Annotated in this window: 19 protein-coding genes; 6 read left to right on the top strand and 13 right to left on the bottom strand. The window is 71.2% G+C overall.

What is annotated here, in order from left to right:
• Positions 1 to 9: 9 nt before the first annotated feature.
• Both lexA and ACFVYS_RS36370 read right to left on the bottom strand, forming a co-directional pair.
• Positions 10 to 681 carry a transcriptional repressor LexA gene (gene lexA, locus ACFVYS_RS36375; RefSeq protein WP_389509148.1) on the bottom strand — a complete coding sequence of 224 codons (672 nt, stop codon included), beginning with the start codon at positions 679 to 681 and terminating at the stop codon, positions 10 to 12.
• A gap of 295 nt (positions 682 to 976) precedes the next feature.
• The gene (locus ACFVYS_RS36370) at positions 977 to 1,330 is read right to left on the bottom strand and encodes an ArsR/SmtB family transcription factor (protein WP_389509146.1); all 354 of its coding nucleotides are present in this window, start codon (positions 1,328 to 1,330) and stop codon (positions 977 to 979) included.
• 138 nt (positions 1,331 to 1,468) lie between these two features.
• On the opposite strand from ACFVYS_RS36370, the gene ACFVYS_RS36365 reads away from it, so the two are divergent.
• Positions 1,469 to 2,446, top strand: coding sequence for a zinc-binding alcohol dehydrogenase family protein (locus ACFVYS_RS36365; protein WP_389509144.1), 978 nt, complete (start codon positions 1,469 to 1,471; stop codon positions 2,444 to 2,446).
• Between the two features lie 257 nt (positions 2,447 to 2,703).
• Positions 2,704 to 4,518: a serine/threonine-protein kinase gene (locus tag ACFVYS_RS36360; RefSeq protein WP_389509142.1), complete on the top strand. Its 1,815-nt coding sequence runs from the start codon at positions 2,704 to 2,706 to the stop codon at positions 4,516 to 4,518.
• A 72-nt stretch (positions 4,519 to 4,590) separates the two neighbouring features.
• Here the strand turns inward: ACFVYS_RS36360 and ACFVYS_RS36355 are convergent, their stop codons facing one another.
• Complete coding sequence (locus ACFVYS_RS36355) at positions 4,591 to 5,013, bottom strand: VOC family protein (RefSeq protein ID WP_389509140.1); 423 nt, start codon at positions 5,011 to 5,013, stop codon at positions 4,591 to 4,593.
• A 92-nt stretch (positions 5,014 to 5,105) separates the two neighbouring features.
• On the opposite strand from ACFVYS_RS36355, the gene ACFVYS_RS36350 reads away from it, so the two are divergent.
• Complete coding sequence (locus ACFVYS_RS36350; protein WP_389509138.1) at positions 5,106 to 6,104, top strand: helix-turn-helix transcriptional regulator; 999 nt, start codon at positions 5,106 to 5,108, stop codon at positions 6,102 to 6,104.
• A 76-nt stretch (positions 6,105 to 6,180) separates the two neighbouring features.
• Complete coding sequence (locus tag ACFVYS_RS36345) at positions 6,181 to 7,356, top strand: spore photoproduct lyase family protein (protein ID WP_389509136.1); 1,176 nt, start codon at positions 6,181 to 6,183, stop codon at positions 7,354 to 7,356.
• 66 nt (positions 7,357 to 7,422) lie between these two features.
• Here ACFVYS_RS36345 and ACFVYS_RS36340 read toward each other — a convergent pair whose 3' ends face one another.
• Positions 7,423 to 7,995: a peptidase inhibitor family I36 protein gene (locus tag ACFVYS_RS36340; RefSeq protein ID WP_389509134.1), complete on the bottom strand. Its 573-nt coding sequence runs from the start codon at positions 7,993 to 7,995 to the stop codon at positions 7,423 to 7,425.
• Between the two features lie 237 nt (positions 7,996 to 8,232).
• Positions 8,233 to 8,586, bottom strand: coding sequence for a TetR/AcrR family transcriptional regulator C-terminal domain-containing protein (locus ACFVYS_RS36335; RefSeq protein ID WP_389509132.1), 354 nt, complete (start codon positions 8,584 to 8,586; stop codon positions 8,233 to 8,235).
• Positions 8,587 to 8,616: 30 nt separating this feature from the next.
• On the opposite strand from ACFVYS_RS36335, the gene ACFVYS_RS36330 reads away from it, so the two are divergent.
• Positions 8,617 to 9,951 (top strand): amidohydrolase, encoded by a 1,335-nt coding sequence (locus ACFVYS_RS36330; RefSeq protein ID WP_389509130.1) that lies wholly within the window; start codon positions 8,617 to 8,619, stop codon positions 9,949 to 9,951.
• A gap of 32 nt (positions 9,952 to 9,983) precedes the next feature.
• Here ACFVYS_RS36330 and ACFVYS_RS36325 read toward each other — a convergent pair whose 3' ends face one another.
• The 8 genes from ACFVYS_RS36325 to ACFVYS_RS36290 form a co-directional block, all read right to left on the bottom strand.
• Positions 9,984 to 10,586, bottom strand: coding sequence for a sarcosine oxidase subunit gamma (locus ACFVYS_RS36325; protein ID WP_389509128.1), 603 nt, complete (start codon positions 10,584 to 10,586; stop codon positions 9,984 to 9,986).
• A complete protein-coding gene (locus ACFVYS_RS36320; RefSeq protein ID WP_389509126.1) occupies positions 10,579 to 13,848 on the bottom strand; it encodes a sarcosine oxidase subunit delta family protein in 3,270 nt (1,089 codons plus the stop codon). The genes ACFVYS_RS36325 and ACFVYS_RS36320 overlap by 8 nt, the downstream gene beginning before the upstream one ends.
• Before the next feature lie 11 nt (positions 13,849 to 13,859).
• Complete coding sequence (locus ACFVYS_RS36315; RefSeq protein WP_389509124.1) at positions 13,860 to 15,101, bottom strand: sarcosine oxidase subunit beta family protein; 1,242 nt, start codon at positions 15,099 to 15,101, stop codon at positions 13,860 to 13,862.
• 162 nt (positions 15,102 to 15,263) lie between these two features.
• The gene (locus ACFVYS_RS36310; protein WP_389509122.1) at positions 15,264 to 17,702 is read right to left on the bottom strand and encodes an FAD-dependent oxidoreductase; all 2,439 of its coding nucleotides are present in this window, start codon (positions 17,700 to 17,702) and stop codon (positions 15,264 to 15,266) included.
• A 207-nt stretch (positions 17,703 to 17,909) separates the two neighbouring features.
• Complete coding sequence (locus tag ACFVYS_RS36305) at positions 17,910 to 18,887, bottom strand: ABC transporter substrate-binding protein (protein WP_389509120.1); 978 nt, start codon at positions 18,885 to 18,887, stop codon at positions 17,910 to 17,912.
• Between the two features lie 11 nt (positions 18,888 to 18,898).
• A complete protein-coding gene (locus ACFVYS_RS36300; protein WP_389509118.1) occupies positions 18,899 to 20,872 on the bottom strand; it encodes an ABC transporter permease in 1,974 nt (657 codons plus the stop codon).
• On the bottom strand, positions 20,872 to 21,960 hold the full coding sequence (locus ACFVYS_RS36295; RefSeq protein ID WP_389509116.1) for a glycine betaine/L-proline ABC transporter ATP-binding protein: 1,089 nt from the start codon (positions 21,958 to 21,960) through the stop codon (positions 20,872 to 20,874). The genes ACFVYS_RS36300 and ACFVYS_RS36295 overlap by 1 nt, the downstream gene beginning before the upstream one ends.
• A gap of 20 nt (positions 21,961 to 21,980) precedes the next feature.
• Complete coding sequence (locus ACFVYS_RS36290) at positions 21,981 to 23,450, bottom strand: aldehyde dehydrogenase family protein (protein WP_389509114.1); 1,470 nt, start codon at positions 23,448 to 23,450, stop codon at positions 21,981 to 21,983.
• A 219-nt stretch (positions 23,451 to 23,669) separates the two neighbouring features.
• Here ACFVYS_RS36290 and purU point away from each other — a divergent pair, with 219 nt between their 5' ends.
• Positions 23,670 to 24,551 carry a formyltetrahydrofolate deformylase gene (gene purU, locus ACFVYS_RS36285; RefSeq protein ID WP_389509112.1) on the top strand — a complete coding sequence of 294 codons (882 nt, stop codon included), beginning with the start codon at positions 23,670 to 23,672 and terminating at the stop codon, positions 24,549 to 24,551.
• The last annotated feature ends 117 nt before the right edge of the window (positions 24,552 to 24,668 follow it).

Raw genomic sequence — 24,668 nt, 5'->3', positions numbered from 1 at the left:
GCGCCCGCCCTACAGCAGGCGCAGGACGCCGACGACCTTGCCGAGGATCTGTGCCTGGTCACCGCGGATCGGCGCGTAGGCCGGGTTGCGGGGCATGAGCCACACCTGCCCGTCCTGCCGGCGCAGCACCTTGACGGTGGCCTCGTCGTCCAGGAGCGCGGCGACGACGTCCCCGTGATCGGCGCTGTCCTGGCGCCGGACGGTCACGATGTCGCCGTCGCAGATCGCCGCGCCGATCATGGAGTCGCCGGAGACCGTCAGGGCGAACAGGTCGCCGTCGCCCACGACTTGGCGGGGCAGGGCGTAGACGTCCTCGACCATCTCCTCGGCGAGCAGCGGGGCGCCGGCGGCGATCCGCCCGACGAGCGGTACATCCACCCGCGTCTCGCTCCTGCCGCCCAGGTCGGGCGCCCACGAGGGCCGGACCCGGTAGGCGCGGGGGCGTTGCGGATCCCGGTAGAGCACGCCCTTGCGTTCGAGGGCCATCAGCTGATGAGCGACCGAGGACGTGCTGGCGAGCTCCACGGCCTGGCCGATCTCCCGCATCGACGGCGGGTAGCCCTGCCGTTCGACCGACTCCGTGATGTAGCGGACGATGGCCGACTGGCGGTTCGTCAGCTCTCCTTCGGCGGTCCGGGGCCCCGGGGGACGCCCCCGGCGGGCGGACGCGGTGTTCTCCATCCGGGGCACCTCCGTGCAAGATCATTCGGAATGACCCTAACCTGTCATCCCCCATAAATGGAACACCTTATCGAATCCCGGCGGCTCGGGGGCCCGGGATACGACTCTCGGTGCCGATTTCCCGAAGCTTCGGCCGGTCAGGCGGCGTGACGACCGACGGCCCGGACCAGGTGGTCGACGTCCTGCGGCGTGGTGGCGAAGGAGGTGACGAAGCGGACCACGTCAGCGGGTCGGCGCACCGCCTCGCCGACAGGGGGCGATCCGCCGGCGGGCGCCGGCCGGTGAGGCCCGCCGGTCACTCGGCGGCGACGGCGCCTTCGTCGCGCAGCAGCAGGGCGAGCAGCCCGGGGAAGCGCTCCTCGAACTCCTCGCGGCGCAGTCGGTTGACCCGCTTCGGGCCCTCGTCGCGCTGTTCGACCAGGCCGGCGCCGCGCAGGACCGAGAAGTGGTGACTGAGCGCGGCCTTGCCGACAGGCACGTCGAAGCTGCCGCAGCTGCGTGTCCAGTCGGGGGAGCCCGCCAGGTCGCGGATCAGTTTCACGCGCACCGGGTCGGAGACCGCCGACAGCGCCGTGAGTACGGACACCTCCTGGGGATCCGTGTGCACCGGCGCCGCACGGTGACCACCGCCCGCAGCCTCCTTCGCCATACCCCGCCCGCCTCCATGCCCGCTCCGCCGGGACTCCTCGCGGAGCGTCCCGGCGGGTTGCCGAGTGTTCGACGGATATCTTACAGTCCGAGTGTTCGCTTCCCGTTGAACACTCATCGAAGGGTGCGGTGACCCGTCATGCGCGCAGTCGAGTTCCAGGAGTACGGCGCCCCCGAGGTGCTGCAGGTCGTCCGCGCCGAGACCCCCGAACCCGGGCCGGGCCAGGTCAGCATCGACGCCGCCTACGTCGGTGTGAACTTCGCCGATCTCAAGGCACGCGCCGAGGGATACCGGGTGCGGTCGCTGCCGTTCCGGCCCGGCCTGGAGGTGTCCGGACGGGTCCGGGCCGTCGGCGACGGCGTCGAGGGGCTGCGACCGGGGCAGGAGGTCGCCGCACTGGTCGACGGTGGCGCCTACGCCGAGGTGGTCGTCGCCGACGCCGTCACCGTGTTCCCGCTCCCCGAGGGCCTGGACCTGCGTACCGCCGCCACCTTGCCCACCGTGGTGCCCACCGCGCACGCCCTGCTCCACGCGGTCGGGCGGCTGCGGGCCGGGGAGACCGTGCTGGTGCAGGGCGCGGCCGGCGGCATCGGCACGGTCGCCGGTCAGTTGGCCCGGGCGGCGGGCGCCGGCGCCGTGTACGGCGTGGTGTCGTCCGCGGCGAAGGCCGAGCACGCGCTGAAGCACGGCTACGACGAGGTGTTCGTCGGCGACACCTTCACCGCCGACGTCCGCCGCGCCACCGGCGGCAGGGGGGTCGACCTGGTGCTCGACCCGGTGGGCGGCGACACCCTGCACCGCGGTCTCGACGCGCTCGCCGCCTTCGGACGTCTGGTGTCCTTCGGCAACGCGAGTGGCGCCGAGCCGTGGCACGTGGGGCAGCCCGAGCTGTACGCGCAGGGCCGTTCGGTCGGCGGCTTCTCCATCCTGGGGCTCGCCCAGTCCGCTCCCGAGGCCTTGCGCGCCCTCGCCGAGCGCGCCTTCCGTACGGTCTCCGACGGCACCGTGAGCCTCCCGGTCACCGCCGAGTTCCCGCTGGCGGACGCGGCCGAGGCGCACCGGCTGATGGGCGGGCGCACGTCGACGGGGAAGCTGCTGCTGCGCGTGGCCGACTGAGGCCGGTCACCGCGCGTACCGCCCGCCGCGGGCGCGAAGGACACACGCGACGGACACACAAGAGTCGCACATCTGTACTGATAAGTGCTGAATATCCCCTGGCGGGTTCTCCGCCAGTAGGGTGAGCGGGCGGTCGCGCGAAAGACCCACCGCCACCGGGGAGTTACCGGATGTGCCGCCCTTTCGTCTGCCGCTGTTCCGGAACTTCGGGCGGCCGGGCTCTTGCCGCGCCGCCCTGTGCCACCAGGGGGCAGGCCATGCGGGTGCTCGCGGACAGATACGAACTGGTCGAGGCCGTCGGACGCGGGGGAATGGGGGAGGTCTGGCGCGCCACCGATCGGGAGCTCGGCCGCGCCGTCGCGGTGAAGGTGTTGCCGCCGGAACTCACCCGGCACGAGGAGTTCCGCGTCCGGTTCCGCCGCGAGGCGCGCACCGTGGCCTCGCTCAACCACCGCAACGTCGCCGTGCTGCACGACGTCGGCGAGGACACCACCGACGGCGAGACGACTCCGTTCCTGGTCATGGAGTTCATCGAGGGGCGCACGCTGACCGCCGCCCTGTCCGACGGCGCGTTCACGGTCGTCAGGGCGCTGGCGGTCGCCCGGGACATCGCCGACGCCCTCGCCCACAGCCACGCCCAGGGCCTGATCCACCGCGACATCAAACCGTCCAACGTCATGCTGACGTCCGAAGGCGCCATCAAGGTCCTGGACTTCGGGATCGCGAAGGTCGTCGCGGAGACCACCACCCGCCTCACCGCGACGGGCATGACGGTGGGCACGCCCGCCTACCTCTCCCCCGAGCAGCTCACCGGCCGGCCGGTGGACGGCCGCTCCGACCAGTACTCCACGGGCTGTCTGCTCTACGAACTGCTCACCGGCCGCCCCCCGTTCCTCGGCGACTCCCCGTTCGCGGTGATGCACCAGCACATCAGCCAGGAGCCGGTCGCGCCCTCCGGGCTGCGCCCGCAGATCCCGGCCGTGGTGGACGACCTCGTGCTCCGGACCCTGGCGAAGCACCGTGAGCAGCGGCTCGGCAGCGCGGCGGAGCTGCGGGACACGTTGGCGGCGACCCTCACCGCGCTCAGCACCCCGGCGGCCACGCCGAAACCGCGGACCGCCGCCCCGACTCCGGGCGCGCCGCCCGCGCCCGCCGTGCCGCCCGCGCGCACGAAGGCCGAGGCCAAGGCGGGCCCCGGGCACACGGCGCTGGCGCAGCAGGACACCCGCACCGCGCTGACGCCGCCCAGGCCGGCCGTCCCGCCTCCCGGTGGGCCGGTCGACCCGGTTGTGCCCGGCGCCGCGGACGGTGCCGCGACGCCGCACCCGGCGCCGCCGGACGGCGGTCCGTCGTCCTCGCCGGGGAAACGGCGGTTCTCCCCCACCGGCGGCAGGATCATCGCCCTGCTGGGCCTCGTCGTGTCCGGGGTCGTCACCATCGGCTACCAGGACGCGTACGCGGACGCGTCCGACGAGCTCGTCGGTGTGGGGGTGGCCGTCGTCGTGCTCGGGCTCGCCCTGTTCCGCTGGCTTCCCCTCACCTCGACGCTGCTGTGGTGGGGCGCCGGGGCCCTGGTCATGGCGAGCGTCGCGGTCGGCGGCGGGGTCGACGACTACGACTACACCTCGGTCACCGAGTCCGACTTCAGCACCCTCTACTACTACGACTCCTCCTACGGCGCGTACTACGAGCTGCCGGCCGACTCCTCCGGCTACCGGCTCTTCGAGGACGACTACAGCGGCGGTTACGATCCCGCGCAGGCCGACGTCAGCCGCGACTACACCGCGCACGACAACATCGAGATCCTCGCCGTTCCGGCGCTCGTGCTCGCCACGCTCTGTCTCGTCCGCGCGGTGAGCCGGCGACGTCCCTCGCCCCTGGCGGCGGCCGCCGGCCTGACGCTGGGCGGCCTGGGAGTCGGCTGGCTGGCCCTCGGTTCGGACGAGCAGACCGGGGTGTTCTCGGTGGGCTGGGGCGTGATCGTGATCGTCGCCGTCGTCCAGGAGATCCGGGCCCGCAGGAACGCCCCGCCCCGGGTCCGCCGCCGTCTGCGGTTCGTCACGGCCGAGTAGCGGGCCACGGCCGCTTGCGGGGCTCGGGGAACCGCGTCCCGCTCGGCGGCCTCTCGCTGCCGAGGCGCCGTCTCACGAGGCCGGTGTCACCCGGTCGTCCGGGGCGAACTTCGCGATCGCCGCCGCCGTTACCGGGGTGAAGAAGTTGACGAGGTTGCCGTCGGGGTCGCGGAACAGCAGCGACCGGTTGCCCCAGGGCATGGTGGTGGGCTCGTTGACGAAGTCGGTGACGAAGCCGGTCAGGTTGCCGTGCACGCGGTCCACGTCGTCCACGAGGAACTCAAGGATCACGCTGTGGTTGTCGGCGGGGCGGGACGAGCCCGGCGCGAACAGCGGGACCGTACGGGTGCCGGCGATGGCGAGGGTGGCGCGGGGCGTCCTGAGTTCGGCGAAGTCCTCGGTGGACCACGTCGCCGACACCCCGGTGGCCTTCTCGTAGAACGCGACGAGGCGGGCGACGTCACCGGTGATGATCCGGATCGAGACGAAGTCCATGGTGTTCTCCCTGGTTCGTGAAGCCGTTGCACCTCGCACGCTAGAACCAATAGTGGACAGAATCGGTCCACTATGCGCGCTAGGGTCGAAACATGTCCCGACCCACCGGCCGCGTACTCACCCTCCTCGAACTGCTGCAGTCGGGCGGCACCCGGACCATGCGCGAACTCGCCGACCGGCTCGGCGTGGACGGACGCACCGTGCGGCGCTACGTGGACCAGCTGATCGACCTCGACGTCCCCGTCGAGTCGGTGCGCGGCCGCTATGGCGGCTACCGCCTCGCCCCCGGCTACCGTCTGCCTCCGCTCATGCTCGGCGACGACGAGGCGATCGCCGTACTGCTCGGCCTGGTCGCCGGCCGCCGAGCGGGGCTGACGACGGCGACAGCCACCGCGAGCGAGACGGCGGCGGCCAAGATCCGGCGTGTGCTGCCGGAGCGCCTCGCCCGCCGGCTCGACACGGTCCTGGCGTCCCTCGCCTTCACGGAACCGCCCGGCGAGTTCGCCACCCCCGACTCCGGGGTGCTGCTCACCCTCGCCGACGCGGTACATCACCGCCGACCGGTCTCGGTCAGGTACACGGACCGGGCCGGCCGGCGCAGCGAGCGCACGCTGCACCCGTACGGGCTGGTGGCCCATGAGGGCCGGTGGTACGTCACCGGCACGGACCCCGGGATAGGGGAGGAACGGACCCTCCGACTCGACCGCGTCACCGACGCGAGGACCCTGCCCGGGTCGTTCGAGGCGCCCGCCGGACCGGACCCGGCGCAGCGTGTCCTGTCCGGGTTCGCCACGGCGGCCTACCGGCACGAGGTGACCTTGCGGATCCACGGGACGGTGGAACAGATCCGCGCCCGGCTTCCCGCGAGCGTCGCGCGCGTGACGGATCCCGCCTGCGCGGCGGGTGCGGATCAGGCGACCGAGCGCTGGCTGGTCGTCGAGCTGCGGGCCGAGCGACTCGACTGGCTGCCTCCGGTGCTCGCCTCCCTCGACCGGCCGTTCACCATCGAGCGCCCCGACGAGCTGCGCGACCTCGTGATCGCGCTCGCGGACCGCCTCGCGACCCACGCCTGTGGGACGGCGTCGCGCTGACGTGCGCCGTAAGCTGGGCGGTGCGGATTCGTCCGCGTGCTCCACTCACTCCCGCTCCAGCCCGACCGGAACGTTCATGCACTCCCCGTCCACCGAACCGGACGACGGCTCCGACGCCCTGTTCGGGCTCGACGCCCTCAGCCCCGAGCCCCCTGCGAGCACCGGCCGGCCGTCCTTCCGCGATTCCGACGCCGCACGGCGACTGCTGCCCGTACGGGAGATCCACGCCGAACCCGCGGCCGCCGCCTCTCCGCGCGGCCGGCAGGTCATCGCCCGGTTTCCCCGGGCGCGGCTGGTCGAGGTCGAGTCCCACTGGGGCATCCCGGGGCTGCACGGCAACGAGGGCAACGTCGGGCGCTGGGTGCGCGTCAAGGGCGAGACGCTCGTCCTCGGGGAGCGCAAGTCGCCGAGGACCCGTCCCAACGGCCGCTCCGCCGACTGGATCGCACCGGGTGCCTCCAACGGCTGCGCGATGGCCTGCGCCTACTGCTACGTGCCGCGCCGCAAGGGATACGCCAACCCGGTCACCGTCTTCACCAACATCGACCGGATCATCGCCCACATCGGCCGGCACATCGCCCGGCGGGGCCCGAAGCCCGAGCCGAACCAGTGCGATCCCGAGGCCTGGGTGTACGACATCGGCGAGAACGGCGACTGCTCGGTAGACGCGCTGATCTGCGACAACACCGCGGACCTCGTCCACGCGTTCCGGCTGTGGCCGACGGCCAAGGCGTCCTTCGCGACCAAGTTCGTCAACCCGGACCTGCTCGCGTTGGACCCGCGCGGCCGGACCCGCGTCCGCTTCTCGGTGATGCCCCCGGAGGACTCCCGGCTGCTGGACGTGCGCACCTCACCGGTCGCCGAGCGGATCGCCGCCGCCGCGGACTTCCTGGACGCCGGCTACGAAGTGCACTTCAACCTCTCGCCCGTCGTCGTCCGCCCCGGCTGGGAGGAGGCCTGGACGGAACTCCTCGATCATCTCGACGATGTCCTGCCCGACCGGGTGAAGCGGCAGGCCGCCGCCGAGGTGATCATGCTGACGCACAACCGGGAGCTGCACGAGGTCAACCTCGGCTGGCACCCGCGGGCCGAGGACGCCTTGTGGCGACCGGACCTGCAGGAGACCAAACGCTCCGAGAACGGCGCCCTCAACGTCCGCTACGCGAGTCCCGTGAAGGGGCGGGCCGTGGACCGACTTCGCGCGCTGATCGCCTCCCGAGCCCCCTGGCTGCGCGTGCGCTACGCGTTCTGAGACGAGCGGGGCGGCACCTCGGGAAGGTGCCGCCCCTCGAACACGTGTGGAACCCGGCCTCGGACGTCAGGCGGCGACCGAGCTCGCCCAGTCGTTGTAGGCGCCGAGGTTGGAGCTGTAGGTGTTGGGGCTGATGGAGATCTGCCCGCCGTTGCCACCCTCGTCCCGGGCGAGCCAACCCCACTGGCTCGACCCCTGGTTGTTGCGCCACGACGACGTCTGGTCGCTGAAGCCGTACTCGTTGAGGTTCTGCCAGTAGTAGTCGCTGAAGATCAACCGGCGTCCGCCGCCGTTGATGTCCTGGTAGAGGCAGAGCCAGCCGCTCGCGCAGGCCGGTGTGGCCTGGATCTGGGCTTCGCTCCTGCCGACCATCAGGGGGTCGGTGGCGCGGGAGTAGCCGAGCGCCTTGTCCGCCTCCGCGTGCGTCTTGAAGCAGCGCACCGATGACGTGGAGTACACCACGCAGCTCTGTGCGGCGCCCCAGCCGTCCTGCTTCAGGTTGATCTTCTGCTGCCCGAGGGCCGCGACGGCACCGCCCACCGCCGAGTCCGCGGTGACTGCCGCCGACGCCGGACCTGCGAGCAGTACCCCGGTCGCCGCGAGCGCGGTGGCCAGTAAGACCGAGCTGACTTTCTTCACTCTTCCCCCTTGCTTGGTTCTGGTGGCCGATAGTGCCCTTGTCCCCCTTGGTGCATCGACTCCGGCAATGTCGGCCTGGTCATGCTCATGTCTATTGGGTGCGGTTCGTGGGGTCAAGGAGCCGCACAGCCCCGCCCGGTTTTAGCTCGAAAGCCGCCGCACCGCACACTCGGCCGCCGCTCGCCTGCCACCCCCCGGCCACTCGGACACTCGATGGCGCGCTTCTCGCGCGCACGATCAGGGTCGACGCGGCCGGCTCCCCGGGGCACGGGCCCTCAGCGCCTCCAGCAGCAGGTCTATCGCCTCCTCGAAGGAGCTCTCCCCCATGGCGTGCAACTCCTGGCGCACCGTGGTCAGCGCGGGATACGACGCGGGGTCCAGTCCTTGGTACACCTCGCTCCACGCCCGGTCGTCGCTCTCGCGCTGCTGTTGCGGGAGCGCCTGGAACGCGGCGTCCATGGCAGCGTGGCCGAGCACGGTGTCGATGAACGTCAGGTACAGACGCGTCGCGTCGGCCGGTCCGAAACCCGCGGAGAGCAGGAGCCCGATCCCGGTCTCCACGGCCCGGATCTCGTTCCGCCGCCGGGTCACCCGGTACGAGGCGAAGGCGGCCGCGCGGGGGTGCGCGAGGTATCCGGCGCGGACCCGCTGGAGGCCTTCCCCGGCGGCGCCCCCACCGCCGCGGCCCTCGACGCCGTCGTCCCCGACCGGCCGGTCTTCCTGCCCAACCGCGACCACCACGGCGCCTGGGTCAACACCCGGGCGCTGGAGCGGGCCGGTCTCGACGCCCGCACCCCCGACCCCGCCGACGGCCGCATCGAACGCGACGCGGACGGAAACCCGACCGGAATGCTCCAGGAGGGAGCCGTCCACCTGGTGGGCCGGCTGGTGCCCGATCCCACCCCCGAAGAGCAACTGGCCGCCCTGCTGCGCGCCCAGGCCGTGCTGCACTCGCACGGCGTCACCGCCTGGCAGGACGCCATCGTCGGCGCCTACGTCAACGTGACCGACCCGGCTCCTTCCTACCGCACGGCCCTGGACCGGGGGCTGCTCACCGCCCGCGTCGTCGGCGCACTCTGGTGGGACCGCGCACGCGGGGCCGAGCAGATCCCCGAACTCGTCGCGCGCAGGCAGGAGTTGAGCGGCGGCCGGTTCCGCGCCGGCGCGGTGAAGATCATGCAGGACGGCATCGCCGAGAACCACACCGCGGCCATGCTCGACCCGTACCTCACCGGTTGCGGCTGCGCCTCGGACACCAGCGGTATCAGCTTCGTCGAACCCGGCGAGCTGAAGAAGTACGTCACCGAACTCGACGGGCTCGGCTTCCAGGTCCACTTCCACGCCCTCGGCGACCGCGCCGTGCGGGAGGCGCTCGACGCCGTCGAGGCCGCCCGGACCGCCAACGGCACCCGGGACACCCGCCATCACCTGGCGCACCTCCAGGTCGTCCACCCCGACGACGTACGACGGTTCCGGGCACTGGGCGCCACCGCCAACCTCCAGATGCTGTGGGCCGCCCACGAACCGCAGATGGACGAACTCACGCTGCCGTTCCTGGGCCCCGAACGCGGCGCCCGGCAGTACCCCTTCGGTGACCTGCTGCGCGCGGGCGCGACGCTCGCCGCGGGCAGCGACTGGCCGGTGAGCAGCCCCGACCCGCTCCAGGCCGTCCACGTCGCCGTCAACCGCGTCTCGCCGGACGCCCCCGAGGGCACCCCGCGGTTCCTTCCCGGGCAACGCCTCGACCTCGGCGCCGCCCTCGCCGCGTACACGGCGGGCAGTGCCCATGTGAACCACCTCGACGACCTCACCGGCAGCATCACCGTCGGCAAGGCCGCCGACCTGGTCGTCCTCGACCGGGACCCGTTCGCCGGACCGCCCGAGGAGATCGCGGCCACCCGGGTCCTCCAGGCCTTCGTGGCGGGGGAACGCGTCCACGCGGCGCCCGACGCCTGAGGGGGCACCCGAACGCGTTCACCTGTGTGCGCTCACCCGTACTCCACGGCCGCGTCCAGCAGCCAGTTCGTCAGGTGGTCGGCGAAGGAGGAGCGCACCAGCACCCAGAAGCCCGCCCTGGGCTCGTCGCGGGCCACCAGGACGACCTGGGTGCGGGCCAGCGTCGTCTGGGCACACCGGCCGGGGCCGAAGGCGCGCGGGTGCAGATCCAACCGGCAGCCGTGGGACAACAGGTCGCGGGCGCGCGGTCCGCCGACCAGGACGGTGGTGCGCTGGGCGGACACGTCGGTGACGGAGACCGGCGCGTCCCCCGCCGCACAGCGGATCCTGCCCTCCAGGTCCCGCTGGGTACCGGGCAGGCCCACCACCAGCCATTCGTCGGGGCCGAGCCACACCGCGCGCAGGTCGCCTCCGCGCACGACGGTGTCGGGTTCCAGGGGCAGTTGCAGCCCCAGGGCGAGTCCGACGGCGTCCGCCACCGGGCTCTTGGCGTCCAGGCGGACGTTCAACTGGGCGAGGAAGGGGACTTCGGCCAGGCGGATCGCGCCCCCGGACGAGCGCGTCGCGGCGGCGAGGCGGTCGGCGGCATGCGCCAGAGGGCTGCGCTGACGAGCGGTCGAAGCGGTGTCAGCCATCGCGGCGGGCTCCCTCGGGGTCGTAGAGGACGGGGCTTGCGACCGTCACCGCGACCAGCCGGTCGCCCACGGGCGCGTAGAGACGTTCGCCGATACGGTCCCGGCCGCCCTTGACCAGGGCGAGCGCGAAGGTACGGCCGAGGGCGGCGCTGCGGTAGCTGGAGGTGACATGGCCGAGCATCGGGACGGGCGGCGCGGGCAGCACGCTGTCGGCGACCAGGTGGGTGCCCTCGGGCAGGAAGGTCCCCGGGTCCTCGGGTAGCAGGCCCACCAGGTGCTTGCGGTCGGCGCGGACGGTGTCGGCACGGGCGTACGAGCGCTTGCCGATGAAGTCGGGCTTCTTCTTCGACACCGCCCAGCCCATCCCGAGGTCCTGCGGGGTGACGGTGCCGTCGCTGTCCTGGCCGATGATCGGGTAGCCCTTCTCGGCCCGCAGCACGTGCATGGTCTCCGTGCCGTAGGGCGTGATGCCGTACGGGGCGCCCGCCTCGTACAGCGCCTCCCACAGGGCGAGGCCCTCCCACGGTGACACGTTGATCTCGTAGGCGAGTTCACCGGAGAAGCTGATCCGGCACACCCGCGCGTCGATGCCCGCGACCGTCGTGTCCCGCCACGCCATGAACGGGAAGTCGTCGTTGGCGACGGCCAGCCGGGGTGCGAGCGAGCCGAGCACCTCCCGAGAACGCGGGCCCACCAGGGCGACCGTGGCCCACTGTTCGGTGACCGAGGTGCAGTGGACGCGGAGTTCGGGCCACTCGGTCTGGAGCCACTCCTCCATCCAGTCCAGTACGGCGGCCGCGTTGCCCGTGGTGGTGGTGACCAGGAAGCGGTCCTGGGCGAGGCGGATGACCGTTCCGTCGTCGAAGATCATGCCGTCCAGCCGGCACATGACGCCGTAGCGGATCATGCCGACCTTCAGGGTGCTCATCATGTTGGTGTAGAGCCGGTCGAGGAAGACGGCGGCGTCCGGGCCCTGTACGTCGATCTTGCCGAGGGTGGAGGCGTCCATGAAGGCGACACCCTCCCGGGCGGCCGCGCACTCGCGCAGCACGGCCGCCTGCATGTCCTCGCCGTCGCGCGGGTAGTACCAGGGCCGCTTCCACTGGCCGACGTTCTCGAACAGGGCGCCGTGCGCGACATGCCACGCGTGGACGGCGGTGGTGCGGATCGGGTCGGACAGCGCGCCGCGGTCGCGCCCGGCGAGGGCGGCGAAGGAGACGGGGACGTACGGCGGCCGGAACGTGGGCAGGCCGAGCGCCGAGATGTCCACGCCGAGGAGTTCGGCGACGATCCCGCTCGCCAGAGCCCCGCCCGTCTTGCCCTGGTCGTTGGCGGTGCCGGCCGTGGTGTAGCGCTTGGTGTGCTCCACCGAGCGCAGGCCCGCCCCGGTCGCCCGCGCCAGGTCGTCGACCGTGACATCGCGCTGGAGGTCGACGAACCGGGGCGCTCCGGTGGAGGAGGGGACGGCGAACACCTGCATGGGCGGGGTGTGCGGCAGGGTCGCGACGGCCGGCAGGGCCGGCGCCTCGGCGGGGTGGCCTTCCGCCTCCACCGCGCGCGCCCCGGCCGCCGCGCCCTGCGCGAGGGCCGCGGCGAGGTCGAAGACCCCGTTCGCACCGCCCGCGACCTCCACGGCCTGACGGCAGCTGTCGGGAACGAACGTGCCGAGCACGTCGTCGTGGCGGAGTTTGCCGCCCGCCTGGCTGAACAGATGCGCGACGGGGTTCCAGCCACCGGACACCAGGAGCAGGTCAGCGGCGAACTCCCGTTGTTCCGGAGCGACTTGCTGCCCTGGCGCGACTTGCTGTCCTGGTGCGACCTGCTGTTCCGCGGACTCGCCGTACGGGGCGACCGTCACGGCGGTGAGGCGGGGCCCGCCCCGCGTGTCCGTGACCGCGTGTCCGGCCAGCACCACGAGCCCTGCGGACCGGGCGCGCTCGGCCCACTCCCCCGGCTCGGACCGGGTGTCGACGATCGCCGCGACATCCACTCCCGCCGCCGCGAGGTCGAGCGCGGCGGCGTAGGCGCTGTCGTTGGTGGTGAACACCACCGCTTGCCGGCCGGGCAGCACCGCGTACCGGTGCAGGTACGTCCGGGCCGAGGCGGCCAGCATCACACCGGGGCGGTCGTTGTCGCCGAACGCCAGCGAGCGCTCGTGGGCGCCGGTCGCGAGGACCACGCGCCGGGCGCGGATCCGCCAGACACGCTCGCGGGAGACCTGCTCCGGGGCGCCGGCGCCGAGATGGTTGGTGCGGCGCTCGACGGCGAGGAGATGGTTGTCGTCGTAGTGACCGAAGACGGTGGTGCGCGGCAGGACGCGTACCTCGGGGGCGGCTTCGAGCTGTGCGCGCGTCGCCTCCACCCAGTCGAGGTGGTCGCCGGTGCCGAGCAGGCTGCCGCCGGGCTCCGGCTGGTCGTCGGCGAGGATGACGCGGGCGCCGCTCCGTGCTGCCGCCGCCGCGGCCGCGAGGCCGGCCGGGCCCGCGCCGACGACCAGCAGGTCGCAATGGGCGTGTACGGCGTCGTAGCGGGCGGGGTCCGGGTCGGTGGCCAGGCGGCCCTGACCGGGGAGGCCGGCCGCCACGAGGCCGTCGTGCAGCTCGACCGTCGTGGCGGGGAGCATCGGCTCGGGGAAGGGTTCCTCGATCTGGACGACGGCGTTGGGTTCCTCCACACCGGCGGAGAAGATGCCGCGGGGACGGCCTCGTTTGATGCTGGTCGCTGCCGCGATGATGCCGTTGGCGAGGAGGGCGGAGGCGAGGGTGTCGCCTCGGTAGCCCTGGTACTCGGTGCCGTCGAAGGTGAAGGTGAGGGGTTCGTCGCGGTGGATTCGGCCGCCGGTGGCCAGGCGGTGCGGTTGGCTCGCGAGCCGTGCTGGGGGCTCCGCCCTGGGCCGTGCTGGGGCCTCCGCCCCCAGACCCCCGTTCGGCCCTGAAGGGGCCTCGTCCTCGAACGCCGGACGGGCTGCAATGGCCGGGCCGGGCTCCGTGAGGGTCGGGCGGGTCTCCCCCGGCCGGTACACCGCCAGGACCTCGTTCGTCGACGTGTCGCGTACCGCGTTGAACCACTTGCGGCAGCCCGCCGCGTGGCTCCAGCGTTCGGCGAACGGGCCCTTGGGGTTGTCGCGGAAGAAGAGGTAGCGCGCCCACTCCTCGTCGGTGAGGGCGGCGGAGTCCTCGGGGTAGGGCACGTGCGCCTGGCCGCCGTAGTGGAACTCGGCCTCGTCGCGGGGCCCGCACCACGGGCAGGAAATGAGCAGCATCGTTCGGCTCCCTAGTGGGCCACCGCGGCCGCGCCGTGCTCGTCGACGAGCGCGCCGGTGGTGAAACGGTCGAGCGAGAAGGGGGCGTTGAGGGAGTGGGGGGTGTCGTGGGCGATGGTGTGGGCGTAGACCCAGCCGACGCCCGGGGTGGCCTTGAAACCGCCCGTGCCCCACCCGCAGTTGAGGTAGAGGTTGTCGACCGGGCTGAGGCCGACGATCGGCGAGGCGTCCGGGCTGACGTCGACGATGCCGCCCCAGGTGCGCAGGACATGGGCGCGGGCGAAGACCGGGAAGAGTTCCAGGGCGGCGGACATCTGCTCTTCGATGATGTGGAAGGCGCCGCGCTGGGTGTAGGAGTTGTACGCGTCGATGCCGGCGCCCATCACCAGTTCGCCCTTGTGTGCCTGGCTGACGTACACGTGGACGGCGTTGGACATGACCACCGTGGGGTGGACCGGTTCCAGGAGCTCGGAGACCAGGGCCTGCAACGGGTGGCTCTGGAGGGGGAGTTCGATGCCTGCCATGGCGGCGAGGACCGAGGTGTGGCCGGCCGAGCACAGGGCCACCTTGCCCGCGGCGATGGGTCCGCGCGTGGTCTGTACGCCGACCACCCGGCCGCCGACCACGTCCAGGCCGGTGACCTCGCAGTTCTGGATGATGTCGATGCCGGCGGCGTCCGCGGAGCGGGCGAATCCCCAGGCGACGTAGTCGTGTTTGGCGATGCCGGCGCGCGGCTGGTAGGTGCCGCCGAGGACCGGGTAGCGCACGTCGGGTGAGATGTTGACGATCGGGCAGACCTCTTTGACCTGCTCGGCGTCCAGCCACTCGGCGTCGACGCCGTTGAGCCGGTTGGCCTCGACCCGGCGCACGCTGTCGCGGACGTCCTGGAGGCTGTGGGCGAGGTTCAGCACGCCGCGCTGGGAGAAGAGGATCGGGTAGTCGAGTTCTTCCGCCAGTCCCTCCCAGAGTTTGAGGGCGTGCTCGTAGATGCCGGCGCTCTCGTCCCACAGGTAGTTGGAGCGGATGATCGTGGTGTTGCGGGCCATGTTGCCGCCGCCCAGCCAGCCCTTCTCCAGGACCGCGACATCGGTGATGCCGTGGTTCCTCGCCAGGTAGTGGGCGGTGGCCAGGCCGTGGCCGCCGCCGCCCACGACGATCACGTCGTACGACCGCTTGGGTTCGGGATTGCGCCAGAGCCGGTCCGGGTGGTCGGGGAGGTCGGCGCCGGGGGTGCTGGGGGTGCTGGGGCTCATCGGACGTCTCCGTCGTGCGAGAGGTGCGGAGAGAGCGGGTGCTCGGCCGCGAGGGCCTCGGTGCGGGCGCGCGGTGCGGCGATGTCCGGCTCGGGCCGGTGGGCCGGCGCGGTCAGGTCGCGGCCTCGGGGCACGGGTAGGCGGCCGTGCCGCGGGGCCCGCTCAGCCACGGAGACGGGACATCGTCGGGTCGAACAGCGGCTCCTCGGCGACGACCGCCTCCACCCGCCGGTCGAAGTAGCCGATGTGGACCGCCGTCCCGGGGACGGCGAGTTCCGCGGGGAGCCAGGCGTAGGCGATGCCCTTGCCGATCGTGTAGCCGTAGGCGGCGCTGGTGACATAGCCGACCGCGCGGTCGCCGTCGTAGACCGGCTCCTTGCCCAGGACGACCGACCGCGGGTCGTCGATGGTGAGACAGGTCAGCCTGCGCCGGACGTCTTCCCTGCGGCGTTCCAGGGCTGCCTTGCCGAGGAAGTCGCCCTTGTCGAGCTTGACGGCGAAGCCGACGCCGGCCTCGTAGGGGTCGTGCTCGAAGGTCATGTCGGTACCGAAGGAGCGGTAACCCTTCTCCAGGCGGAGGCTGTTGAAGGCGCCGCGGCCGGCGATGACGCCGCCGAGCGGCTTCGCCGCCCGCCACAGGGTGTCCCACAGTTTCAGGCCCTGGTCGGCGGTGGTGTAGAGCTCCCAGCCGAGCTCACCGACGTACGACAGCCGCATCGCGGTGACGGGCACCGAGCCGATGTAGGCGCGCTTGGCTCGGAAGTACTTGAGGCCGTCGTTCGAGAAGTCCTCGTCCGTCAGGGGCTGCAGGACCTTGCGGGCCAGCGGCCCCCACAGGCCGATGCAGCAGGTGCCAGGGGTGATGTCGCGCACCTGGACGCTGCCGTCGGCGGGGAGCCGGCGGGCGAACCAGTCGAGGTCCAGGTTGCCGTTGGCGCCGACCTGGAAGAGGTCGGGGGCCAGCCGGGCGACGGTGACATCGCTGCGGATGCCGCCGTCCTGGTCCAGGAGCAGGGTGTACGTCACCGAGCCGACCGACTTGGCGACCTTGCCGGTGGTCAGCCCCTCCAGGAAGTCCGCGGCGCCCCGGCCGCCGACCTCGAGCCGCTTGAGGGCGGTCATGTCGTACATCGCGACGGTCTCGCGGGTGGCCTGTGCCTCGGCGCCGACGACGGGCGACCAGTACCGCGCGGCCCAGTCGTCGGGCGTGGGGATGTTGCGGCCCTCGGCCAGTCCCGCGTTGGCCTCGTACCACTGCGGGCGCTCCCAGCCGTTGGCCTCCAGGAAGAACGCGCCGTGCTCCTGCTGGCGGGCGTGGAAGGGGCTGGTGCGGATCGGACGGGGGTCACCGGAGGGCTGGAGGGGGTGGAGGATGTCGTAGACCTCGACGAAGTTGCGGCAGTCGCGGGCCAGGACGTACTCCGGGGACAGCTGGTGCGGCTCGAAGCGGTTGACGTCGCACTCGTGCAGGTCGAAGGACGAGCAGAAGCCGTCGACCAGCCATTCGGCCATGGCCCGGCCGACGCCCGCCGAGTGCGTGACCCAGACCGCCTCTGCCACCCAGAAGCCCTTGACGTCCGGGGACTCGCCCAGCAGCGGGAAGTTGTCGGTGGTGAAGGAGAACAGGCCGTTGACGCCCTCCTCGACCTTGGCCTCCTGGGTCGCGGGGAGCAGGGACCTGGTCTCGGTCCAGGCGTCGGCGAAGTCGTCCTCCGTGAACTTCAGGACCGACGGCATGTCGTCGGCCTCGTCGACGGAGAGGATGTCGTCGGCCGAGACAGGCATCGGGCGGTGGCCGTAGTAGCCGATGCCGATGCCGTCGAAGCGGTCGCGGTAGTAGAGGTCGGCGTCCTGGTGGCGCAGGATCGGCCGCACCGCCTCCTGCGTCTGTCCCGCGAGCGCCGGGACCGGGCCGGTCCAGGCGAGCTGGTGGGCGAGCGGGGTCAGCGGGAGGTTCATGCCGACCATGCGGGCGATCCTCGGACCCCAGATGCCGGCGCAGCACACCACGATGTCGGCCGTGAGCTCGCCGCGGTCGGTGAGGACACCGGTCACCCGGCCCTCGCTCTGCCGTACGTCCAGGACTTCGTGGCGGGCCAGGAAGGTGACGCCGCGCTCGGTGGCCCGGCGGATCTGCGCCTCGACGGCGAGGACGGCCTTGGCGATGCCGTCGGTCGGGATGAGGAGGCCGCCGAGGATCCGGTCCGGGTCGACCAGCGGGTGCTGCTCGACGCACTCGGCGGCGCTGAGCAGGCGCGCCTCGATGCCCCAGGCGGTGATCCAGCCGAGGCGGCGGTGCAGTTCCGCGAGGCGTTCGGGGGTGGTGGCCACTTCGAGGCCGCCGACCTGGAGGAAGCAGGGCTTGCCGTCGACGTCGAGGGAGCAGAACTTCTCGACGGTGTAGCGGGCCAGCTCGGTCATGGTCTTGGAGGAGTTCGTCTGGAAGACCAGGCCCGGGGCGTGCGACGTGGAGCCCCCGGTCGCGGGGAGCGGACCCTGGTCGACCACGGTCACATCGGTCCAGCCGCGCGCGGAGATCTCGTCCGCGAGTGCCGCTCCCACGACACCCGCTCCGATGATCACCACTCGGGGTCCCGCCATCGCCGCACCTCCGGATCGAAAACCAGTCGAGTTGCTTGCTGCGCAACATAGTTCAGGTTGCGCAACTCAATGTGCCTGTCGCGGACAGGGGGTGTCAAGAGGTCCGGTGACGTCGGGAAACAGCCCGAAACGCGGCAATGCCCGGCGGGCGGCGCACACAGGTGCACACCGCCCGCCGGGCATCTCCGACCGTCCCGCCGACGTGGGTTACTTGATCCAGGCGTCGACCTTGGCGCGGTTGGCGTCCACCCACTTCTTGGCCGCCGCGTCGGGCGACAGCTTGTCCACCGCGATGTACTTGGCCACGGTGTTCTGGTCGTCGTTCGTCCAGTTGAACTTCTTCACCAGGTCGTAGGCCGGGCTGCCGGACTTCGCGAACTTGGCGCTGACGATCTTGTCGAGGTCGTAGACGGGATAGTCGCAGGCGATCTTCGCGGCGTCGGCGTCGCACCCGGTCGTGTACGCGGGCAGATCAACCTTCACCAACGGCACCTCGGACAGGAACCACTGCGGCTCGTAGAAATAGCCGATCACCCATTCCTTGTTCTTCTCGGCCTTGCGGAAGGACTGGATGAGCGCGGTCTCGCTGCCCGCGTACACCACCTTGAAGTCCAGCTTCAGGTTCTTCACCAGGGCCTCGTCGTTGGTGACGTACGACGGGTCCCCGTCCAGCAGTTGGCCCTTGCCGCCGGACTCGGAGGTCTTGAACTCGGCCGCGTACTTGTTGAGGTTCTTCCAGTCGGTGATGTCCGGGTGCGCCTTGGCCAGCCACGGCGGCACGTACCAGCCGATGATGCCCTTGTTGCCGGTCGAGCCGGCCGACACGGCGGTCTTCTGGTCGGTGATGTACTTCTTCTTCAGATCGTCGTGGCCCCAGTTCTCCAGGACGGCGTCGACCTCGCCCGTCCCGAAGCCCTGCCAGGCGATCTCCTCCTTCAGGTCCTTCTTGGTGACCGTACAGCCGAGGTCGTGCTGCGCGACGTAGGCGACGACCGCCGCGTCCGCCTCGTAGCCCACCCACGGATTGACGGCGAGGTTGAAGGTTCCGCACTTGCCCGAACTGCCCGAATCCGCGGAGTCGTCACCGACCTTCGCGCCGCCGCAGGCGGTGAGGGTCAGCCCGATGACAGTCACGACGGCTGTGCCGGCCACACCGGTTCTCCACTGTCGTACTTGTGTTGCCATGCTGGTGCTCCTTAAGCGCTCGCGCGTCGCGCCGCTGCCTGGGTGATCCGGTCGAACATGACTCCGAGAAGGACGATGGCGAGCCCCGCCGCGAGTCCCTTCCCGTACAGCTGCCCCTGTGAGAAGCCGGCCACGACGTCGTAGCCGAGGGCGCCCGCTCCTACCAGGCCGCCCACAACAACCATCGACAGCACGTAGATCAGGCCCTGGTTGGTCGCGAGCGTCAGGGCACTGCGTGACATCGGCAGTTGAACCTTGGTGATGATCTGCCAGGTGTTGCACCCGGCGGACGTGGCCGCCTCCACGGTGGTCTCGGGCACGGCCCGCACCCCGTCGGCGATGATCTTGATGGCGACCGGCGCCGCGTAGACGATCGCGGCGACGATGGCCGTGAAGCGGGTCGCGCCGAACAGCGCCAGGAACGGCACGAGATAGACGAACGGCGGCATCACCTGCGCCGCGTCCAGCGTGGGCCGCAGCAGCCGGTCGACGAGCGGACTGCGCCCCATCCACACCCCGAGGACCATGCCGAGCAGCATGACCAGCACCGTCGCCACGAGGGTCGACGCCAGCGTCGTCATCGCGTCCGACCACAGGCCGGTGCCGACCAGCAGGCCCAGGCAGACGATTGTGGTGACCCCGGCCCGCCGGCCGCCGAGCACGGTGCCCAGCGCGATCAGCACCGCGGCGACGAGCCACCACGGCGAGTCGGTGAGCAGCGACTGGAACGGGTTGAGCAGTCCGTTGGTGATGCCGTCGCGGAAGGCGTTGGTGAGGCCCGACAGGTGGTCCTGCGCCCAACCGGTCGCGGTGTCGGCCGCGCTCGCGATGGAGCTGCCGGTGCCGCCGTCGCCGGGGAACTCCGCCGCCCAGAGATAGGTGTGCGAGAGGTAGACGAGGACGGCCGTGACCGCCGCTCCCGCGCCCAGCAGCGGCCCGCGCCACTTGAGGAAGCGGTTCTTCGAACGCCGGGCCGTCTCCGCACGGGCGCTGGCCGCGGTGGTGACCCGGTCGAGGACGATCGCCATGACGACGATGGCGAGCCCCGCGTTGAAGGCCGTTCCCACGTCGAGCGACTGAAGGGCCTGCACGACGGTCTTGCCGAGGCCGGGCGCGTCGATCAGCGCCGCGATGGTCACCATGGCCAGGGCGGCCATGATCGACTGGTTGACGCCCATCACCACGGTCCGCTTGGACATGGGCAGCAGCACCTTCAGCAGTGCCTGCCGTCGGGTCGCGCCCAGCGATTCGGCGGCCTCGACGGTGGCCTCCGGCACGGAACGGATGGCGTGCGCCGTGATACGGATCGCGGGTGGCGCCGCGTAGATCACGGTGGCGATCGTGGCGGAGGCCCCGCCGATCAGGAAGAACAGGGTCAGCGGGGCGAGGTAGACGAAGGTCGGCATCGTCTGCATGAAGTCCAGAAAGGGCGTCACGATCCGGTTGACCCGGTCCGACAGCCCCGCCCACACACCCAGCGGGATCGCGAACAGCAGCGCCACGAAGACCGCGGAGAGCGTGAGCGACAGGGTGTCCATGCTCTCCTGCCACAGACCCTGCAGGCCCAAGAAGGTGAAGCCCGCGACGGCCAGCAGGGCGACCCGCCAGTTGCCCACGGCCCAGGAGACGTAGCCCACGATGCCGACGACGCCGAGCCATCCGATCTGCGGAAGGGGACGGCCGGCGGAAGGCTGTGAGATCAGGTGCTGGATGAAGGTCACCAGGTTGTCGATGACCAGGCGGATCTCGTTGAAGAAGTACAGGAACAGCGGGTTGGAGTTGCGGTCGGCGCCGATCGAGTCGTTGACGTCGTTGAACCACCGGTGCAGGTCGGTGAGGTCCGCCGCCGCCAGGGTCAGGGTCTGCTTTCCGCGCAGGACGACGAAGAGCAGCAGCCAGGCCACCAGGATCGCGGCCACCACCGTGCGCCGGCGGAGTGTGCGCACGCCGGCCAGGGGTGCGGACTTCTCCAGGGCGACGGCCATCACGCCCCGCCTTCGTGCCCGGCGACCACCGCGAGGATCTCCTCGTCACCGACGATGCCGAGCAGCTTGCCGTCCTCCACGACCTTGACCGGCCGGTCCGCCGCGAGTACCGCCCGGGTGGCCTCCTTCACCACGACGTCCGGGCCCAACTCGGGACCGTCCAGGGCGTCGTCGGGCTCCGCCGGGCGCATGATCCACCGCAGGGTGAGCACATCGCCGCGCGGCACGTCCTTGACGAACTCGCGTACGTAGTCGTCGGCCGGTGCGCCCACCAGTTCGTCGCCGGTGCCGCACTGGACCATCTTGCCGTCGCGCATGATCAGGATGCGGTCGCCCAGCTTGAGCGCCTCGGAGAGGTCGTGGGTGATGAACACCATGGTCTTGCCGACCTCGTGGTGCAGCCGGATGACCTCGTTCTGCATGTCGCGCCGGATCAGCGGGTCGAGCGCCGAGAAGGGCTCGTCGAAGAACAGCACGTCCGGGTTGCCGGCCAGCGCGCGGGCGAGGCCGACGCGCTGCTGCATACCGCCCGAGAGCTGGTCGGGGTAGGAGTTCTCGTAGCCGGAGAGGCCGACCAGTTCGACGACCTCCAGGGCCCGCTTGTTGCGTTCGGCCCTGCTCATGCCACGGATCTCCAGGCCGAAGGCCACGTTGTCGACGACCCGGCGGTGCGGCAGCAGTCCGAAGTGCTGGAAGACCATGGAGAACTTGCGGCGCCGCAGGTCGCGCAGGCGTCGGGGGTCCGCTTCGCGGATGTCCTCGCCCTCGAAGACGATCTCACCGGCCGTGGGTTCGATCAGCCTGGTCAGACATCGCACCAGCGTGGACTTGCCCGAGCCGGACAGGCCCATGACGACGAACACCTCGCCCTGGCGGACGTCGAAGTTCACGTCGCGTACGGCGGCGGTGCAGCCGGTACGGTCCATCAGCTCGCGGCGGGTGAGCCCGCACAACTCCTCTGAGTCCGGCACCTGGTCGGCCTTCGGCCCGAACACCTTCCACAGCCGGCGCACGGATATGACCGGAGTACCGTCCGAATCCTCGGGCGCGCCGCGCCGCTGCGGCACCTCGGTCTGTGTTGGGGTCATGATCGACCTCTCTTCGGCGTTCAGCCGCGGAACCAGTGTTGCGGCCGGGGTTGGATGTTCTGCCAGATGTGTTTGGGCTCTCGGTACTCGTCCAGGCCGGTCGGTCCCAGCTCCCGGCCCACGCCCGAATGCCCGAAGCCACCCCATTCCGCCTGCGGCACGTAGGGGTGGTAGTCGTTGATCCACACCGTGCCGTGACGCAGCCGCCGGGCCACCCGCTGGGCCTTGCCCGCGTCCTGCGTCCACACGGCCCCGGCCAGTCCGTACTCGGTGTCGTTGGCGATCCGCACGGCGTCGTCCTCGTCGGTGAAGCGCTCGACGGTGAGCACGGGACCGAAGGACTCCTCGTGCACGACGCGCATGTCCTGCCGGCACTCGTCGAGGACGGTCGGCGGGTAGTAGAAGCCGTCGGCGAGGGCCGGGTCGTCGGGCCGTTCACCGCCGCAGCGCAGCACGGCCCCCTCGGCGAGGCCCGCCGCGACATACGCCTCGACCTTCTCCCGGTGCTGTGCGGAGATCAGCGCTCCGGTCTCGGCCTCGGGGTCGAAGGGCCCGCCGAGGCGGATCCGCCGGGCGCGGCGGACGACCTCGTCGACGAGCCGGTCGTGCAGCGCGTCTTCCACGATCAGCCGGGCGCCGGCCGAGCAGACCTGCCCGGAATGCAGAAAGACGGCCGTGAGAGCGAAGTCCACGGCCGTCTCGAAGTCGGCGTCGGCGAAGATGACGTTGGGGTTCTTGCCACCGAGTTCCAGCGCCACCTTCTTCACGGTCGCCGCGGCGGTGGCCATGATCCGTTTGCCGGTCTCCAGGCCGCCGGTGAAGGAGACCATGTCGACGGCGGGGTCCTCGGAGAGCGGGGCGCCGACCTCGGGCCCGGCGCCCAGGACGAGGTTGGCGGCGCCGGCCGGGAGTCCGGCCTCCGCCAGCGCCCTCATCAGCAGGATCGAGGTGGAGGGGGTGAGCTCACTGGGTTTGAGGACGATCGTGTTGCCGGCCAGGAGGGCCGGGGCGACCTTCCAACTCGCTTGCAGCAGCGGGTAGTTCCAGGGGGTGATCAGCCCGCACACGCCGATCGGCTCGTAGACGACGCGGCTGACGGCGTCGTCGCGGCCGGTGTCGATGACCCGGCCGGCGTCGGTGCCGCCGATCCCGCCGTAGTAGCGGAGGCAGGAGACCACGTCGGCGATGTCGTACTCGCTCTCCACCAGCCGTTTGCCGGTGTCGAGCGACTCCGCGCGGGCGAACTCCTTGGCATCGCGCTCGACGATGTCGGCGGTGCGCTGCAGCAGCGCGCCGCGCTCCCGCTCGGAGGTGCGGGGCCAGGGTCCCTCGTCGAAGGCGCGACGGGCGGCGGCGATCGCCGCCTCGGTGTCGGGACGCGTCCCTTCCGAGACGGTCGCGGTGACAGAGCCGTCGGCGGGGCACCGGATCTCCCGGCTCCCACCGGCCGACGGGTCCCGCCATTCCCCAGCCACATACAGGTCTGCCACGCGCCAATGCCCTTCAGCCGAAATGCGTTGCGCATCATGCATTCAATTGCTTGTGGTGGAACACCTTGACGAACGCCACAGACCTGCGTCAAGGGGTTGGCGGATGACGATTTCGCCATGCGGGTACTTATGCGGCCGCCCTTGACCGAAAGCGGAGTCGAGTCGACGATGTTGCGTATCGCTCATCATGTTGTGCAATACGCACCGACGGAGGTCGCTGTGTCCGCTGAGTACCCTGGTCCGCAGCCCGGTCGTGAGTACGTCCTCACCCTCTCCTGTCCCGACAGCGCCGGACTGGTCCACGCGGTGAGCGGCTTCCTCGTCAGGAACTCGGGCAACATCCTGGAAAGTCAGCAGTTCGACGATCGGCTGCAGGGCCGCTTCTTCATGAGGGTTCACTTCGACGTTTCCGACCCGGACGCGCAGGTGAAAACACTGCGTTACCGATTCGGTCCCGTCGCCGAGGCGTACGGCATCACGTGGACGCTGAACGAGGCGTCGACGCCGACCCGCACGCTGATCATGGTGTCCCGGTTCGGTCACTGCCTCAACGATCTGCTGTTCCGCCAACGCACCGGCGCACTCAACATCGAGATCCCGGCGATCGTCTCCAACCACCGGGACTTCGAGGGCCTGGCGCGGACGTACGGCATCCCGTTCCACCACATCCCCGTCACCAGGGACACCAAGGCCGAGGCCGAGGCACGCCTGCTGGAGCTGGTGAGGGACCTGGACGTCGACCTGGTGGTGCTGGCCCGCTACATGCAGATCCTCTCCGACGACCTGTGCAAGCAGCTCGAGGGTCACGCCATCAACATCCACCACTCCTTCCTCCCCAGCTTCAAGGGCGCGCGACCCTACGAGCAGGCCTACGACCGTGGCGTGAAGCTCGTCGGCGCGACGGCGCACTATGTGACCCCGGACCTGGACGAGGGGCAGATCATCGAGCAGGACGTGGTCAGGGTGGACCACTCGCTCGGCCCCGGGGACCTGGTCACGGTCGGCCGGGACGTGGAGGCACAGGTGCTCGCGCACGCGGTGAAGTGGCACAGCGAGAGCCGCGTCATGGTGTACGGCAACCGCACGGTGATCTTCCGCTGATGGGTACGACACGAGGGGGGCGGGGGCCGGCGTGCGGCCCCCCCCCCCCGTACGGATAACGAGGGCGTTAACCGTTGCAGCCCCGCCCCCACCGCGCCGCGCCCCCCGTGCCGCTAC

Source organism: Streptomyces sp. NPDC058295, assembly GCF_042880655.1.
GTDB lineage: Bacteria > Actinomycetota > Actinomycetes > Streptomycetales > Streptomycetaceae > Streptomyces > Streptomyces coriariae.
Note: the sequence above shows the minus strand (reverse complement) of the source record. Positions and strands in the feature narration are given on the sequence as shown.

Coding starts and splice junctions, on each gene's coding strand:
- ACFVYS_RS36300 (WP_389509118.1), bottom strand. CDS start 20,872: ATGGCCGTCGCCCTGGAGAAGTCCGCACCCCTGGCCGGCGTGCGCACA.
- ACFVYS_RS36315 (WP_389509124.1), bottom strand. CDS start 15,101: ATGAGCCCCAGCACCCCCAGCACCCCCGGCGCCGACCTCCCCGACCAC.
- ACFVYS_RS36360 (WP_389509142.1), top strand. CDS start 2,704: ATGCGGGTGCTCGCGGACAGATACGAACTGGTCGAGGCCGTCGGACGC.
- ACFVYS_RS36310 (WP_389509122.1), bottom strand. CDS start 17,702: ATGGCGGGACCCCGAGTGGTGATCATCGGAGCGGGTGTCGTGGGAGCG.
- lexA (WP_389509148.1), bottom strand. CDS start 681: ATGGAGAACACCGCGTCCGCCCGCCGGGGGCGTCCCCCGGGGCCCCGG.
- ACFVYS_RS36365 (WP_389509144.1), top strand. CDS start 1,469: ATGCGCGCAGTCGAGTTCCAGGAGTACGGCGCCCCCGAGGTGCTGCAG.
- ACFVYS_RS36320 (WP_389509126.1), bottom strand. CDS start 13,848: ATGCTGCTCATTTCCTGCCCGTGGTGCGGGCCCCGCGACGAGGCCGAG.
- ACFVYS_RS36355 (WP_389509140.1), bottom strand. CDS start 5,013: ATGGACTTCGTCTCGATCCGGATCATCACCGGTGACGTCGCCCGCCTC.
- ACFVYS_RS36305 (WP_389509120.1), bottom strand. CDS start 18,887: ATGGCAACACAAGTACGACAGTGGAGAACCGGTGTGGCCGGCACAGCC.
- ACFVYS_RS36325 (WP_389509128.1), bottom strand. CDS start 10,586: ATGGCTGACACCGCTTCGACCGCTCGTCAGCGCAGCCCTCTGGCGCAT.
- ACFVYS_RS36295 (WP_389509116.1), bottom strand. CDS start 21,960: ATGACCCCAACACAGACCGAGGTGCCGCAGCGGCGCGGCGCGCCCGAG.
- ACFVYS_RS36350 (WP_389509138.1), top strand. CDS start 5,106: ATGTCCCGACCCACCGGCCGCGTACTCACCCTCCTCGAACTGCTGCAG.
- ACFVYS_RS36370 (WP_389509146.1), bottom strand. CDS start 1,330: ATGGCGAAGGAGGCTGCGGGCGGTGGTCACCGTGCGGCGCCGGTGCAC.
- ACFVYS_RS36345 (WP_389509136.1), top strand. CDS start 6,181: ATGCACTCCCCGTCCACCGAACCGGACGACGGCTCCGACGCCCTGTTC.